The 15,959-nt window shown below is 47.9% G+C and carries 10 protein-coding genes; 3 read left to right on the top strand and 7 right to left on the bottom strand.

The window, feature by feature from the left end; translation table 11 throughout:
• Nucleotides 1–174 precede the first annotated feature (174 nt).
• The 5 genes from INP78_RS14360 to INP78_RS14340 form a co-directional block, all read right to left on the bottom strand.
• The gene (locus INP78_RS14360; protein ID WP_194742890.1) at nt 175–648 is read right to left on the bottom strand and encodes a hypothetical protein; all 474 of its coding nucleotides are present in this window, start codon (nt 646–648) and stop codon (nt 175–177) included.
• Nucleotides 635–2,503 (bottom strand): site-specific integrase, encoded by a 1,869-nt coding sequence (locus INP78_RS14355; protein ID WP_194742889.1) that lies wholly within the window; start codon nt 2,501–2,503, stop codon nt 635–637. Before INP78_RS14355 ends, INP78_RS14360 begins: the two co-directional genes overlap by 14 nt.
• Before the next feature lie 13 nt (nt 2,504–2,516).
• On the bottom strand, nt 2,517–4,160 hold the full coding sequence (locus INP78_RS14350) for a phage integrase SAM-like domain-containing protein (protein WP_194742888.1): 1,644 nt from the start codon (nt 4,158–4,160) through the stop codon (nt 2,517–2,519).
• A 7-nt stretch (nt 4,161–4,167) separates the two neighbouring features.
• Nucleotides 4,168–5,274 (bottom strand): tyrosine-type recombinase/integrase, encoded by a 1,107-nt coding sequence (locus INP78_RS14345; protein WP_194742887.1) that lies wholly within the window; start codon nt 5,272–5,274, stop codon nt 4,168–4,170.
• A gap of 172 nt (nt 5,275–5,446) precedes the next feature.
• Nucleotides 5,447–7,612, bottom strand: a complete 2,166-nt coding sequence (locus INP78_RS14340) for an adenosylcobalamin-dependent ribonucleoside-diphosphate reductase (RefSeq protein WP_194742886.1) — start codon at nt 7,610–7,612, stop codon at nt 5,447–5,449.
• A 374-nt stretch (nt 7,613–7,986) separates the two neighbouring features.
• Between INP78_RS14340 and waaA the strand changes: the two genes are divergently transcribed.
• Nucleotides 7,987–9,252, top strand: coding sequence for a lipid IV(A) 3-deoxy-D-manno-octulosonic acid transferase (gene waaA / locus INP78_RS14335; RefSeq protein WP_194742885.1), 1,266 nt, complete (start codon nt 7,987–7,989; stop codon nt 9,250–9,252).
• A 694-nt stretch (nt 9,253–9,946) separates the two neighbouring features.
• Here the strand turns inward: waaA and metH are convergent.
• Both metH and INP78_RS14325 read right to left on the bottom strand, forming a co-directional pair.
• Entirely contained in the window at nt 9,947–13,735 is a 3,789-nt protein-coding gene (metH, locus tag INP78_RS14330) for a methionine synthase (protein WP_194742884.1), read from the bottom strand.
• Nucleotides 13,736–13,793: 58 nt separating this feature from the next.
• Nucleotides 13,794–14,447: a DUF2490 domain-containing protein gene (locus INP78_RS14325; RefSeq protein ID WP_228522926.1), complete on the bottom strand. Its 654-nt coding sequence runs from the start codon at nt 14,445–14,447 to the stop codon at nt 13,794–13,796.
• Between the two features lie 118 nt (nt 14,448–14,565).
• Here INP78_RS14325 and INP78_RS14320 point away from each other — a divergent pair, with 118 nt between their 5' ends.
• Nucleotides 14,566–14,952 carry a CidA/LrgA family protein gene (locus tag INP78_RS14320; RefSeq protein WP_194742882.1) on the top strand — a complete coding sequence of 129 codons (387 nt, stop codon included), beginning with the start codon at nt 14,566–14,568 and terminating at the stop codon, nt 14,950–14,952.
• Nucleotides 14,945–15,685 (top strand): LrgB family protein, encoded by a 741-nt coding sequence (locus INP78_RS14315; RefSeq protein WP_194742881.1) that lies wholly within the window; start codon nt 14,945–14,947, stop codon nt 15,683–15,685. Before INP78_RS14320 ends, INP78_RS14315 begins: the two co-directional genes overlap by 8 nt.
• Nucleotides 15,686–15,959 lie beyond the last annotated feature (274 nt).

Below are 15,959 nucleotides of genomic sequence, written 5' to 3'. Positions count from 1 at the left end.
AAAAAGCCTTAAGAATATTTGAGGCCTCATGCATCGTATTCAAAAATCAATACTCATCAAAAGTTATTTTCAGAAGTTTTTGTAAGATTCATTCCATATCAGTAATATTAACTTCAAATTATTGATGAGAATGTTCTGTGGTGAGCCATGAAATTATTCTATTTAAGTGCCTTTTTAGGTTTTAGAATCCCGGTTAAATTTTCCTGGAATAACGTTTCCAGCTGAATATAATTGAGAATTCAAATTCTCAATCTCTCTTTTTAGTCTTTTATTTTCCTCGTTAATCCTATAGTTTTCCTGTGCTAACAACTCCCGACTATTACTGAGTTGTTTAATTATCTCTTTGTCTGTTTCAGCTTTCTTTTCTGTAAGTTTTCGCTTTGCAGAGACGCTTAAGGATCGCTTGCTATTGATCTTTATAAGCTCTTCTAAGAATATTTTGTGATTTCCATACAGTGAAGCGCGTGAAACTCCAGCCTCTTTTGCCAACTGGATACCGGTTACTTTGCCTGCCGGTTTAAGTTTAAATGTTTCCGGTACTCCATTTTTAATCCGTGTGATGGCTTGCAAAAGCTTTGTGTGAGTTTGCTCTTCTAACTCAACACGATTCTGAGCGAGAGCTGAGATTGCATTTTTATTCGCGACCATGCTCTACTCCACTATCGTTTGATAGAGCTTTGATGATTGGATATATAGTCTCATTCAGAACTGTTTTAATTGCATCTTTCTGATGAATACCGATCCCCGACGACAGAGCAAGAGACTCATACTGTTCCCTCTTTTTGTGCCAGGCCGGCAAATGCTCCACTGTGATTAAAGCGCTTTTGCATTTCTGAGTCATACTAATATCCATCATGCAACCCACCACCCCAGTGCAATTGCCATTGGTGGAGTCACTCATACACCACGAATGGCCAGTGCTCCTGAGAGTCACATCCTCGCCTAAAGCCTGAATGAATGATTCTCGGGCTTTAAGCGAGACAATTCCGTTATAGTGATCTTGGCGCTCCTGATGGATGCTTTCCGCTGCTGCTCCAGTGATATTTTGATTCTGTTCGAATATTGGGTACAACTTTTTAACTTTTAGTTCTTTCAGATAACTCTCGATCTCCAAAGTTAATTCCACATCATCAGTGTCGTACCAAGCTGTCATATCTAAAGACGTATGACCTAAATGTTCTTGGAGATACCTAATATTCATCACTCTTGCACACATGAAACGAACAAAAGACTTTCTAAATTGATGTGGATGCAAATTCCAAAGGCTACCATCCTCATCGGTCAAATTAAATACTTCAACAATCTCTTTCAAACTAGTATGTATCGAACCTTTCACGTTAGAAACTTGTGGTCCATGTGCAAAATGATAGCCATGCTCTCGCTTACTGCTCCACCCCAAAAACAACTGAGATCGTAAGGTTTCAAGCTCATCAATCACAGATTTATCCGTTACAAAGCTTAATTCGTAATCTATGGCATTACGCATTGGTTTAGTAAGCGCTTGTGCAAGAATGAAAGCTTCATAAACAATTTTTGGTGCCATCCATTTCTTTCGCTTTTTCTTTATTTTTATAAGTCTCCCGTGTATCCAAGTAGTATCGCCTTCCTGCTCAATACGTCCTGGACCAAGCGTCAACATTTCTGAAGCTCGTATACCAGTAAAAAAGATAATGATGATGTAACAACAAGTAAGTAATTGTCGGGCTAATTCAGTAACTTCATAGTTTGTGAAATTAGTCCCTTCTAACGCCTTTATTTTGGCCCGGTCTTTATTTGCCTTGGAAGTTCCTTTTTTTATTTCATTCAGTCTTGCATCCTCGCGCATCAACAATGCTGTTACTAAGTCCGCCCCTTTTTCTCTGATCAGGTTGACTGAGGATCTGATTAAATCCTGACAAATTGAGTCTGGAATAAAGTCATATTTGTGATCCCTGTAATCATCCTTCTTTATCCCTAAAACTTTTTCTGGGGACTTGCCTTTAAGGGGATCAAATAAAAAACCGTGGTTTAATTGTTTGCGATGCTCCCAAATCAAACCCAACACTTCCACATAACTAACCTTAGTCATTGGGTGTAAATCTAACGACTTTACATGAATGATATATTCATTAATGTCCTCAAGTCTAAGTTGGTCGAGCTTCGTAAATTTGTTCTCACTCATCCAATTGAATAAAAACCTAAAGCCGGTATATTTTTTCTTGAGCGTAGGTGGACTCGGCAGTTTTTTATGCGTTGATGATGCAATTGCATAAATTATTTCTTTGAAAACTGCTCGCATTGGTTCATATCTTGCATCCAAAATGGATTGCCCATTTTGGAGTTTGAAATCAAAACGAAGAATCGAAGCGGATGGTTTTACATTGGGATTCTCCTCGAAACTACTAAAATCCCAGGAGTCATCCTTATACTTTGACTTAGGTGATATCGTTAAATTTTGCCGTTCATCTAAGGTGGTATCCGAGAGCGTCGTGAGGTTATAAGTATTAATTGAAGCACTAATCATAATGATCTCTTAATTATTGTTCTCTTGACCACATAGGAAAAGGATTCAATTCTGCCTCCCTCTTCATTGATAGAACACATTCGGAATCCCCTAGTTTGGGTGCTATTTCATTATCGATGATATCAATAATCCACTCGTAGGATTCTTGCCACTTTTGATCTCCGACCAACGCTCTCTTTGATATTAACCAGTGGTAAAAGCTGAATAGTCGATGTCCATCCTCTTTCAAAATAACACTGTAATGACATCTGAAACAGGCGAGGTACTGTGTACAGAAATCTCCTTTTTTGACCCCTTGGAGAGGGGAGTCAAAAGGATTTTTGCATTTCCCGACACTTACATTAAACTCACCGCTAATGAGCTTACTGGCATTCTCTTCAGATATATCCAAGTCTTCAGCAACCAACTTCAATGATGACGGTTTTTCGTCTTTGAATACCCAATTTACTAATGCCAAGCCTGAGTAATGGAAGGCTTCCTTCCTCTCCTCAAGATTAGGGTCTAAGTAGCCCATGGTAGTACGGAGGTGAGAGTGCCCAAGTCTCTTTTGCAAATCTCGAACATCACCTCCATTAATTCTCAATATCTCTTCAGCAAACGTAGGTCTAAATCTTCGAAAATTTATGACCAGCCTATCTCCTGAATCGTCAACGATGTCGTGCCGTTTTGAAAATGCTTGAAGACTCATGTAATAGGAAAAATTGCTAAAAATATCTATCTTCCCGCCTTCACCTCTGACCAACCAAAGTTTATTTTTTAACGGACTATTGCTAGGCAATATTTTCCTAGTCGCCTCTGTTAAATTTTCAACTTCCTCCAACAATCGAATTACATTGCTTTTAACCCTGATGCCATCTGACTCTTCATCTTGCAACGAGATATTTTGCGATTTCCCAGATCTTCGCTTAATTGGCAAAATGAGTCGTGAAGAGTTTAAAATATGGCTGGACTTGACAGATATGCTAGTAATATCCAGATCAAACAACACTTCCGGGTTAATTCCAGTTTTTATCAATATTCGAATGGCATGTGGAATTAACTCTCCAATGTAAGCAGATCTATAGATTTTGGATGTTCCATTCACTATTTTTCGTGTATCGGAAAAACTAGCTTTTGATATTTGAATCAGTTCATTTTTTGAATAAGGCTTGAAAGATTCGCCACTGTCAGAATCAAATACGTGTGTTGGTAATTCAAGATTTTGAAATGTTCGATCCTCATCTGCCAAACTCATGAAATACTCGCGGATGTGTCCCCAGATTTTTCGCTTTGACGATTCAGCTAGTGGATCACTTGTAGACAAGCGCAGAGTGGCTACAGAATTAAGCCAATATATAAAGTCGTTTATAAGTAACTGATTGATCTCTGAGACTTTAGGTGTTGATTTTTGAGTTGTTAAAAACTCGAAAAAACGATCTATTGAATACCAATATGTTTGTGCTGTTGCAGCTGAAATTTCGTTTCGCTTACGCCAAGTAACCTTTGCAAGAGCCCATCCTATATCTTCATGTTTTAAAGCTGATAGCTTGAATTTACTAAAATCTAGCAACTCTCCATCAATTTCAAACTTGTAAGATCCTGGCTCATTTTTAACAGCCGACTCAATTGGCTGAGACTTCATTGAGTAATCTTTTTTGTTCTTATGTGGCGTACCCATGTCTGCCCTATGATTGAATTAAATGATCTATATGCCGATGGTATTCCGCCAAGTACCCGAACCTATCATCTACCGCAGTATGTTCATAGATTGTTGTAGTCTGAATATTTGAATGTCCCAACAGCAGTTGAAGGCCTCTTAAGTCCTTTGTGATTGAATAGTAGTTTGTCGCAAAGGTGTGCCTGAATTTATGTGGGTTTGTATCAATTCCTATTTTTTTACCTAACTCATTTACTTCAATACTTAGTGTTGTTGGTTGAAATTCTGAACCCATTTGAGTTAGCCAAAATGCTTTAGGATTTTTTTTATGTTTTGCTCTGTATTTTTTTACATGCTCAGGACGAACCAAGTTTCGATATTGCATTAGTCGCATAACTGTTGAATAACTAATAAATACATTTCTTGACTTCCCCCCTTTACAAATTTCAGCTGGCAACTTTATTTGAACTTCTTTATCGGAACCGAGTGAGAAAGCGTCTTTAATAGCTTTTTGTATTAAAGCATCAGGTAATTTCGAAACTTCAGATCTCCGCAACCCGCATTCCAACATGATTCTTATCATCAAGGTTAAACGTTCAGACTTTATTGCATTAGCAATTTTATTTAACTCATCATCGGAGAAAAACTTCGGAAGTTCAGTATTTTCTTTAACGGTGAAATCATTACGCTGATAGTAAATTGTATGAGTATGAGCTAAGAAATCTGAGTCTGCGGTCGCAAATCCCGTACTTTTCTTTGAATTTATTGGATTATTTTTAATTATGTTTAGACGCTCGGCATAATCAAAAAAATGCTTAAGAACAGTGATCCGTCCATTCACAGTCGAAGGCTTAAGATTACATTCTTCTAGAGACCAATTCCTGTAAGCGACTATCTCTTGCCTAGTTATACGCTTCCAGTTAACTCCATTAGCACTTGCCCATTTAAAAAAATCCAACAACCAATATGCATAACTTTTCCAAGTCTGAGGTGATTTAGCTCTTTCGATTAGGACTTTGGAAAAAAAATCGTTTATTTCATCTTGGAGTCTATAGTTAGCATCCATAAAAAAGGGAACTCCAATAAATGGAGTTCCCGCTATGCTGAAATTTTTATCCGTGAAAAAGAGTTCCATGGCAGACACTTAGTTATTTTATTTCTGCCAAAGCTGCAGAAAAACTAGTGTTAGACACTTTGCTCAATCACTTTGTTCAATGTTAGACAATTTGAACATTAAAGCACTGTAATGTTAGACAAACAGTTATGTAACAGTATGTTTTAAAATAGAATTATAAAATTACTTCCAATCAAAATTTACCGTAGTAACCTTCCTTGAAGGCATCAAAAAGATTCGCTGCCGTATGAATCTCACCATCGTACTCAATCTCTTCGTTGCCTTTGGCTTCGATCTCGGTGCCATCTTCCAGCGTGAACTTGTAGGTTGTGCTCTCTAAGTCTTTCTCGGTCACCAACACGCCCTGGAACGCCTCGGGATTAAACCTAAAAGTCGTGCACCCTTTCAGGCCTTTGTCATAGGCGTAGAGGTAGATGTTTTTAAAGTCTTCAAAATCGTAGTCGGTCGGCACGTTGATGGTTTTGGAGATGGAGCTATCAATCCATTTTTGGGCCGCGGCCTGAATATCGACGTGGGCTTTGGCCATGATGGTGGATGAGTCGAGGAAGTAATCCGGCAATTGCTCTTCTGGCTTATCGCTGAACGGCATGGCGTTCGGGTTGACCAGTTCACGGTAGGCCAGCAGCTCGTAGCTGAATACATCGACTTTCTCTTTGGACTTTTTGCCTTCACGGATGACGTTACGCGCATAGTGGTGGGCAAAGCTAGGCTCGATACCATTGCTGGCGTTGTTGGCCAAGCTTAAGCTGATCGTACCCGTTGGCGCGATAGAGCTGTGGTGGGTGAAACGCACACCTTTGGTGGCGATCTGGTTACGCAGGCCTTCTGGGAACTGCTGCATATAGCGGCTGTATTTACCCAGCAGCACTTTACCGGCCAGTTTTTGGCCAACCTTGATACCATCGGCCGCCATTTCCGGGCGCACCCGCAGCATGTCGGCAGTGACTTCAAACTTCTCGTCCATGATAGGCGCAGCGCCTTTTTCTTCGGCCAGTTGCACGCCGACTTCCCAGCCCACCTCGGCCATGACGCGGGTCACTTCTTCAGTGAACTTGATGGAGTCTTCATCACCGTATTTCATTTTGAGCATGGTGAGGGTAGAACCCAAGCCTAAATAGCCCATGCCGTGACGGCGTTTGCGGGCGATCTCTTGGCGTTGCTGCTCCAATGGCAAACCGTTGATTTCAACCACGTTATCCAGCATACGCGTGAACACGGCAACCACTTGATGGTATTCATCCCAGTCAAAAGAGGCTTGGTCGGTGAACGGCTGACGCACAAACTTGGTCAGGTTAACCGAGCCTAGCAAACAAGCGCCGTAAGGTGGCAAAGGCTGCTCGCCGCAGGGGTTGGTCGCGCGGATGTTTTCGCAGAACCAGTTGTTGTTCATCTCGTTGACGCGGTCGATCAGGATAAAGCCTGGCTCGGCGAAGTCGTAGGTGGAAGACATAATCACGTCCCACAGACGGCGTGCCTTGATGGTTTTATAAATGCGGCAAGCGACTTTACCAGCCTCTGGGCCATCCAGCTTGGTCAGATATTTGCCTTTGATCGGCCAGTCGCGCCACACCACTTGGGATTCGTCGTTCACATTGAGGCCATCGATAATGGCTTCTTTCTCGGTGACCGGGAACGCCAGACGCCACTCAGCATCGGCTTTGACGGCCTCCATAAATTCTTTGGTGATCAGGCAGCTCAGGTTGAACTGGCGCAAGCGGCCATTTTCACGCTTGGCTTTGATAAAGTCAGTCACGTCAGGATGCGAAATATCAAACGTCGCCATTTGCGCACCACGACGGCCACCAGCAGATGACACGGTGAAACACATTTTGTCGTAGATATCCATAAAGCTTAATGGACCAGACGTGTAGGCTCCCGCGCCCGCGACAAATGCGCCTTTAGGACGCAGGGTAGAAAACTCATAACCAATGCCGCAACCGGCTTTGAGGGTCAGGCCCGCTTCGTGCACTTTGCCCAAAATATTGTCCATGCTGTCTTCAACCACGCCGGAGACCGTACAGTTAATGGTAGAGGTAGCTGGTTTGTGCTCTTGCGCACCGGCGTTGGAGGTAATGCGGCCTGCCGGGATCGCGCCACGGCGCAACGCCCACAGAAATTTTTCGTGCCATTCGGCTTTTTTATCTTCGGTGGTTTCAACGTCGGCCAGTGCGCGTGCCACGCGGCTGTAAGAATCGTCCATGTCTTGATCAACATGCTCACCAGACTTGGTTTTGAGACGGTATTTCTTGTCCCAAATATCAAGCGAGACAGGCTGCACCGGAATATCGACGGCGACCTCTTCTGACTGGACTTTCTTTTGTTCAACGGCTTTCAGCATCGAGTTCTCCCACCTTTGGTGATTCTTATTAATTGATAACGCGTTGTGAACCGGAAAAAATCCCTGCGGCTGACAACGCGTTGGAACAAAATCGGCTTGAAACAAGCGTTTACACGCCTATATGGACGCACGCTACGGATTGAGATGCGGCCCCGATTAAACACAACATCTTGTGTTGGTGGCAATAATTTATGCCTATATTTTGTTGACGTCAACCCATTTTTTACGCCTATTTTTGGTGCGTATCGCTTGCATTTTGTGAATCACTTTTACTATAAGGGCTCAGGCATAGGTGAGTCATCACTCTCGTGTTTTGCATGCATTTCATTGGTGCACGCAGGCGACATCAGACGCAAATATGCGAGAATAGCGCCATGCCAACATTCGTTTATTCCCTGCTGATGTATGCAGTGGCGCTGCTGCTGCCCCTCAAGCTTTTCTGGCGCGGCCTCAAGCAACCTGAATACCGCCAGCATGTGGGTGAGCGTTATGGCTTTTATACGCAACCCGTACACGCACCTGTTATTTGGGTGCATTGCGTCTCAGTGGGCGAAACGCGCGCCACGCAGCCGTTGATTTTGGCCTTATTGGCGCATTACCCAAGCCACCAGATCCTGATTACCCACGGCACCCCTACTGGCCGCGACACCAGCAGCCAGTTGTTTAAACAAGAGATTGCCAGTGGCCGTGTGCTGCAAGCCTATTTACCGGTAGACACCCCAGGCGCCGTCAAACGCTTTCTCACGCATTTCAACCCGGCATTAGGGTTATTGATGGAAACCGAACTTTGGTTTCATTTAATTAACCAGGCCACGCGCTTGCAGATTCCGATGGCCCTGCTCAGCGCGCGCCTGTCAGCAAAATCGGCCACAGGCTATGCCAAATTGGGCAGCCTGACGCGCACCGGCCTGCAACAATTATCATTGGTCGCCGCACAAACCGCAGCTGATGCCGAGCGCCTGCAAGCACTTGGGGCACAACACCCAATCATCTGCGGCAATTTAAAGTTTGATGTCACGCCGCCAGCGGATAGCGCTGCCAAAGGCGTTGAGTTGCGCCAGTTGCTGGGTAAAGATCGCACCGTGTTGATGGCCGCCAGTACGCGCGAGGGCGAAGAATCACTCATCCTCGACGCCGTACAAGGCACAGATGTACTCACCCTGTTAGTGCCGCGCCACCCGCAGCGATTTGCTGAAGTTGAGTCACTACTCAAAGCGCGTGGCCTGCGTTTTGTATTGCGTACCGAGCTAGCGCAGACATTGAATGCAGACGTGCAGGTGGTGTTGGGCAACAGTATGGGGGAGATGTACACCTATTATGCAGCGAGTGATTTTGCCGTGATAGGCGGCAGCTTGCAGCCGTTGGGCGGGCAAAACCTGATTGAAGCAGCGGCCATGGGCGTGCCGACGATATTGGGGCCACATATGTTTAATTTTGCGCAGGTGACGCAAGCGGCGGTGATCGCAGATGCGGCGGTGCAACTAGGCGATGTGGCTGAGTTGCATAACATGATTGCTACGTTGGCGGCGGATAGAAGCAAAGTGCAAACGATGGCGCAAGCGGCGAAGGGGTTTACGTTGCAGCATAGAGGGGCAACGGAGAGATTGATGGCTGCAATTGAGCCTTTATTAAAAAGGTAATTCTCCACGTTGAAAGTGGTTTGCGAATATAGAAATATCGCCGAATAAGGTCACATCTAATTTCGCCTGTTGGCGAGTCACTTTCTGGTGCTTGTCCCCCAGAAAGTAACCAAAGAGGACGACACCCAGCCATCACGGCCTACGGCTCCCTTGCGTTGCTCAACAAAGTGGGCGTCCATCGAAACTCGCCCTAGCGGCTTGCAAAAGACACAAGCCACCGCGGAACTCGAACAGACGATGGCCGAATACCCCCACTTCGTCTCCGCTACTCAGCGTGATGGGATGGGATTACTCTCACCTAAGTAACCTCGTCGCAGTTTGGACGATTCAAAAACCAGATTCTTTTTCTTCAATTCGCGAGTGGTTGCAGTCGCATGGTGTTTGGGGTCCCCATCTGCCGCGCCGAGCAACGCAGGATTGGCGGGAGTTGTCGGCAAGCAACTGTTTGAGCTCCGTAGGAGCGAGTTTTTGATTGACGCCCGACAAACCGAGTAGCGCAGGGAACAAGCGGAAGCTGGGGTGCATTTCTTTTGGTTACTTATTCTTTGGGCAAGCAAAGAAAAGTAACTCGCCTAAAGGCGAAAAATCACCTGACAACAACCCGCCAATATCACATCCAAACAATTACCTTCATAATCACTCAAACAAAAAAAGCGCACCTCTCAGTACGCCTTTTAATGCAATCACAAATCAATTACCCAAGGTTAGGCGCCAACCACCGCTCCAACCAAGCCTTATCCACATTGCGTCTCTGCGCCATGTCTTCCAACTGATCATTCCCAATCTTATCCACGCTGAAATACCTGGACTCAGGATGCGCACAATAGAAGCCGCTTACTGCCGCCGCTGGCATCATGGCGTAGCTATCAGTGAGTTGCATGTCGATCTCGGTGGCTTGCAGCACCTTGAACATATCCTCTTTCACGGTGTGGTCAGGGCATGCCGGATAACCCGGTGCCGGACGGATACCCTTGTATTGCTCTTTAATCAACGCTTCGTTGCTTAAGTCTTCGTCTGACGCATAGCCCCACAGGTCTTTACGTACACGCTCGTGCATGTATTCGGCAAAGGCTTCGGCCAGGCGATCGGCCAGTGACTTGAACATGATGGCGTTGTAGTCATCGTGATTTTTCTCGAAATCCGCCAGGCGTTTTTCCATGCCCAGGCCAGCGGTGACGGCAAACAGGCCGATATAGTCATCCACACCTTTAGGCGCAATAAAGTCCGCCATACACTGGTTAGGTCTGGCGACGCCGTCGATGACCGGTTTTTGCGTTTGCTGACGCATGCCGTACCAGGTGAGTGCGACCTGGCTACGGGTGTCATCGGTATAAATCTCGATATCGTCGCTATTGACCTGATTGGCAGGCAACAAGGCGATGACGCCATTGGCGCTGAGCCAGCGGCCATCAATAATACGCTTGAGCATGATCTGTGCTTCGGCAAACACTTTGGTCGCGGCTTCGCCCACGATTTCATCTTTCAAAATCGCTGGATAAAAACCGGCCAGGTCCCAGGTCTGGAAGAACGGGCCCCAGTCTATGTATTGCGCAATCAGTGCCAGGTCGATATTTTTAAACACGCGGCGGCCGATAAACTTAGGCTTCACTGGCGCATTAGCACCGGTAAAGTCTAGCTTGGCGGCATTGGCACGTGCATCGGCCAGGCTCAACAAAGGTACGCCTTTTTTGTTGGCATGCTGATGACGGGCTTTTTCGTAATCGGCTTGAATCTCGGCTAAATAAGCGCCGCGCGTTTCTGGCGTGAGCAGGTTTTGCATGACGCTGACGGAGCGCGAGGCATCCGGCACGTAAATCACCGGGCCTTCGTAGTTAGGCGCAATTTTCACCGCCGTGTGCGCACGCGAGGTAGTCGCCCCACCAATCAGTAATGGCGTCTGATTTTCGACAAAATGTGGGTCGCGCTGCATCTCTTTGGCAATGTAGGCCATTTCTTCGAGCGACGGCGTGATCAGACCAGACAAACCAATAATGTCGGCGTTTTCACGCTTAGCCATTTCGAGAATTTCCGCTGCGGGCACCATGACGCCCATGTTGACGACCTCAAAGTTGTTGCACTGCAACACCACCGAAACGATATTTTTGCCGATGTCGTGCACATCGCCCTTCACCGTCGCAATCACCACTTTGCCTTTAGGCTTGGCGACCATGCCGGTGCGACGTTCTTCGGCGGCTTTTTCTTCTTCAATAAACGGGATCAAATGCGCCACGGCAGATTTCATCACGCGGGCGGATTTCACCACTTGCGGCAAAAACATCTTGCCCTGGCCAAACAGGTCACCGACCACGTTCATGCCATCCATCAGCGGACCTTCGATGACGTGTATCGGGCGGCCGCCGTTGTTCATGATGTCCTGGCGCACTTCTTCGGTATCGGCGACGATAAAGTCGGTAATGCCATGCACCAGCGCATATTCCAGGCGCTTGTTCGCAGGCACTGGAGCTTCCGGGGTGCCGCGCCAGGCCAATGTCGCTTCTGCTTTCTTGCCACCGGCGACCAAGGTCCCGGCGATCTCAATCATGCGCTCGGTGGCGGCCAGTGGATTGTCAGGATCGACCACGCGGTTGAGTACCACGTCTTCCACACGCTCACGCAACTCGGCAGGAATATCGTCATAAACGCCGACCATGCCCGCGTTAACGATGCCCATGGTCATGCCGGCCTGGATGGCGTGGTAGAGGAACACAGTATGAATCGCTTCACGCGCAGGTTCGTTGCCGCGGAAGCTGAAACTCACGTTAGACACACCGCCAGAAATACGGGCGTATGGCAGGTTTTGCTTGATCCAGCGTGTGGCTTCGATAAAGTCTACGGCGTAGTTGTTGTGTTCTTCAATGCCGGTGGCGACGGCAAAAATATTAGGGTCGAAGATAATGTCTTCTGGCGGAAAGCCGCTGCCGACCAATAAATCATAAGCGCGTTTGCAAATCTCGGTTTTGCGCGCAAAAGTATCGGCCTGGCCGGTTTCATCAAACGCCATCACCACCACGGCGGCGCCATAGCGCTGACATAACTTGGCCTGACGCAGAAACTCAGCCTCGCCCTCTTTCATCGAAATCGAGTTAACAATCGCTTTGCCTTGCACGCACTTCAAACCAGCTTCAATCACCGCCCATTTTGAGGAGTCGATCATGATAGGCACGCGAGCGATGTCAGGCTCCGACGCCACCAGGTTGAGGAAATGCGTCATGGCCTTGACCGCATCCAGCATGCCTTCGTCCATGTTGATGTCGATGACCTGGGCACCGTTTTCGACCTGCTGGCGCGCCACACTCAGCGCTTCTTCGTATTGCTCGTTGATGATCATGCGCGCAAACGCTTTGGAGCCGGTGACGTTGGTACGTTCACCCACGTTCACATATAAAGAGTTCTCATCAATGATAAATGGCTCCAGGCCTGATAGCTTGGTGGTCACCGGTAGCGTTGGCACCTGGCGTGGCGGCAAGGCCTTGATGGCCTCGTAAATCGCGTTGATATGGCCCGGTGTGGTACCACAGCAGCCACCGGCGATATTGATAAAGCCGCTCTGGGCAAACTCTTTCACCAGGCTAGACGTCACCTCTGGCGTTTCATCAAAGCCGGTATCTGACATCGGGTTAGGCAAACCGGCGTTGGGGTAGATACAGACGAAGGTATCGGCAACTTTGCTCAGTTCTTCGGCGTATGGTCGCATCAAGGTCGCACCGAGGGCGCAGTTCAAACCAACCGTGAGCGGTTTGACATGGCGCACCGAGTGCCAAAAAGCGGTGACGGTCTGGCCGGACAAAATACGGCCCGACGCATCGGTCACCGTACCGGAGATCATGATCGGCCAGGTTTTGCCTTGCTCATCAAAGAAACTCTCAATGGCGAACAGCGCCGCCTTACAGTTAAGCGTATCAAAGATGGTTTCCACCATCAGGATATCCGCGCCACCATCGACCAGGCCACGGATTTGCTCCATGTAGGACGTCACCAGTTGGTCAAAGCTGACATTACGAGCAGCCGGGTCATTGACATCGGGTGAAATTGAGGCGGTTTTGGGCGTAGGGCCCAAGGCACCGGCGACAAAACGTGGTTTGTCTGGCGTGCTGTATTTGACGCAAGCGGCTTTGGCCAGCTTGGCAGACTCGACGTTCATCTCATACACCAGGTGCGCCATATGGTAATCGTCTTGCGCGACGCTGGTGGCACCAAAGGTGTTGGTTTCGATAATATCTGCGCCAGCGGCCAGGTATTTTTCGTGAATCTCCTGGATCACCTGTGGCTGCGTCAACGTCAGCAGTTCGTTATTGCCTTTAACGAACAGCTCGCGCTCGCCCGGCGGGCCCTGAAAGTCCTTGAAACGCGCACCGCGATAATCCGCTTCCGTCAGCTTGTATTGCTGAATCATGGTGCCCATCGCGCCATCCAGAATCAGGATGCGTTTTGAAAGCGCGTCACGTAACCATTGTTCAGTGGCGGAAATCGACAGTTGCGTCATGCGTATCAACTTGAAAACAAAAGCGATATTTTAACACAAGGGCTTTCTGGCGCTGCGGCTAGAAATTGAAACGGAAGGTGGTCATCAATACGTGGTTTTCACGGTCCGTGGTACGCGTATTCACAAACTGATTCAGGTAACCGACATCGACATTGGAAAAATTACTAAACTTCCAATTCACGCCCAGAAACAGGCGGTTCTGGTCTATGCCACGCCGCACGCCCCATTCGGTCTGGTTCAGGTTGATAAAAAGTTCGTCATAGACAACCCACTGCAACTGCGGATGCCATTGGCTAGGCGTGCTCGCTCTGACCATCTGCCGCAAACGGTGGCCGACATCCTGAAAGTCTTCGCGGCGGCGTTGCTCAAAGCGTGTGCGACTGGTGAAAGTGACGTTGGCCACCTCGTCAAACTGGTGTTGAAACTGCTGCCACAGGCGGTTTTCACGCTGCGCAGACTGGCCAGACGGATGGCTGATAATGGTGTCATAGCCCAACCAGACGCTGCTGTTCGCGTTGAACTTGTAAAACACTGATGGCCGCAAAATTAACTGGTCAAAATGCTGGCCTTCGTCACGCCAACGCGGATGCGTGTCCATGCTCCAGTAAAAGTTGTCGGCAGGCAGCTTGCCCTGGGTGTAGATGCTTAGCCAGTAACGGCCATCCTCTTCGGTGTCGGCCAGCGCCTGTGGCAAGCCACACAGGGCAAACATGAACAAAACGCGGCTCAAAAAAATATAGCTGAATCGGAAAAATGACATTAACATCGCGGCAATCAACAATTGTAAGAATGGGCCCGTCTGATCGACGGACAGACCTATAGGGGATCGCATGATATCAGGTTTGGTTCAACTCTTTTTATGGCAAGGCCTGGGCGAACTGCTGAGCAAGTTCTTTTTGCCCGGCATTCCGGGGCCGGTACTCGGCCTGCTCTTGCTGCTGACATTTTTATGCCTGAAAGGGCAGGTCAATAGCGACCTGGCCATGGTGGCCGACAGCTTTCGCCAGCACCTGGGGCTATTGTTTGTGCCTGCCTCGGTAGGCGTATTGCTGTTTTTGCCCGAACTGCAAACCCATGCATTGGCAGTTGGCACCGCGCTGGTAGTCAGCGTGATCCTGACCATTGCGGTGACCGCCATCGTGCTCAAAGTGTTCTGGTACTTCTCGCTCAAGCGTCACAAACATATCACCATCAACAAGGGGCAACGTCATGAATAAGCGTATCCCGATTTCCGAAATCTGGGTCTATCTTTCTGGCGACCCGCTATTTGCGCTGATTATTACATTAGCCACTTACCAGATTGGCTACCTGCTGTATGTGCGCGCCAAGCGCAACCCACTGGTCAACCCGGTCGCCATCTCGGTGATACTGACTTGCCTGGCCATTGCACTGCTTGACATGCCGTATGAAAAATATTTTGAAGGCGCGCAGTTTGTGCACTTCTTACTCGGCACAGCCACGGTGGCTTTGGCGGTGCCAATTTACAATGGCTTTAAACGCATGCAGGGCAAGATTTTTCATATCTGGGTGGCACTGACGGTGGGTAGTACGGTGTCTATCGTCAGCGCGGTGGCCATCGCCAAATGGATGGGCGCAAGCGACAATATTATCGGCAGCATGTATGCCAAATCGGTCACCGCACCGATTGCCATGGGCATTGCCGAGCGGCTCAATGTATCGCCGACACTGACCGCTGTGTTTACCGTCATCACCGGCATGCTGGGGGCGATTTTGGCACCTTATATATTGAATAGCGTCAAAGTCCATCAATGGTGGATACGCGGCACCGCCATTGGCGTCGGCGCGCATGGCCTGGGCATTACGCGTGCGTTTAGCGTCAACGAAGAGGCAGGCGTCTATGCCAGCATGGCCATGGGGCTCAACGGGGTGATTAGCGCTATTGGCTTACCTATCGTGTTGACTTATTTGCGGCCACATCTGGGGTTTTAGTCATGCATGCAAACGAAATCTGCATTAAATAGCTTTTAGCTACTCACAGAAGATTCCATTTCGCCCTTACGGCGACCATTCTTTCTTATGCTTGTCCATAAGAAAGAAGGCAAAGAACAAGACACCCTAGCTTCCGCTTATTTCCTGCGTTGCTCATCAGCGTGGGCGGCCATTGAAACTCGCCCTGACAAGCCACTCACTTCGTGGCTTGTTGCGGAACTCAAACAGCCAATGGCCGAATACTCCCACGCTGATTGCGCTACTCGGCGCGTCA

The sequence above is a fragment of the Methylophilus sp. 14 genome, from assembly GCF_015354345.1.
Classification (GTDB): Bacteria; Pseudomonadota; Gammaproteobacteria; order Burkholderiales; family Methylophilaceae; genus Methylophilus.
This window is presented reverse-complemented; position numbering and strand designations above follow the sequence as displayed.

Excerpts from the sequence above, each read along its gene's own strand:
- INP78_RS14360 (WP_194742890.1), bottom strand. The coding sequence starts at position 648 with ATGGTCGCGAATAAAAATGCAATCTCAGCTCTCGCTCAGAATCGTGTT.
- INP78_RS14355 (WP_194742889.1), bottom strand. The coding sequence starts at position 2,503 with ATGATTAGTGCTTCAATTAATACTTATAACCTCACGACGCTCTCGGAT.
- INP78_RS14350 (WP_194742888.1), bottom strand. The coding sequence starts at position 4,160 with ATGGGTACGCCACATAAGAACAAAAAAGATTACTCAATGAAGTCTCAG.
- INP78_RS14345 (WP_194742887.1), bottom strand. The coding sequence starts at position 5,274 with ATGGAACTCTTTTTCACGGATAAAAATTTCAGCATAGCGGGAACTCCA.
- INP78_RS14340 (WP_194742886.1), bottom strand. The coding sequence starts at position 7,612 with ATGCTGAAAGCCGTTGAACAAAAGAAAGTCCAGTCAGAAGAGGTCGCC.
- waaA (WP_194742885.1), top strand. The coding sequence starts at position 7,987 with ATGCCAACATTCGTTTATTCCCTGCTGATGTATGCAGTGGCGCTGCTG.
- metH (WP_194742884.1), bottom strand. The coding sequence starts at position 13,735 with ATGACGCAACTGTCGATTTCCGCCACTGAACAATGGTTACGTGACGCG.
- INP78_RS14325 (WP_228522926.1), bottom strand. The coding sequence starts at position 14,447 with ATGTTTGCCCTGTGTGGCTTGCCACAGGCGCTGGCCGACACCGAAGAG.
- INP78_RS14320 (WP_194742882.1), top strand. The coding sequence starts at position 14,566 with ATGATATCAGGTTTGGTTCAACTCTTTTTATGGCAAGGCCTGGGCGAA.
- INP78_RS14315 (WP_194742881.1), top strand. The coding sequence starts at position 14,945 with ATGAATAAGCGTATCCCGATTTCCGAAATCTGGGTCTATCTTTCTGGC.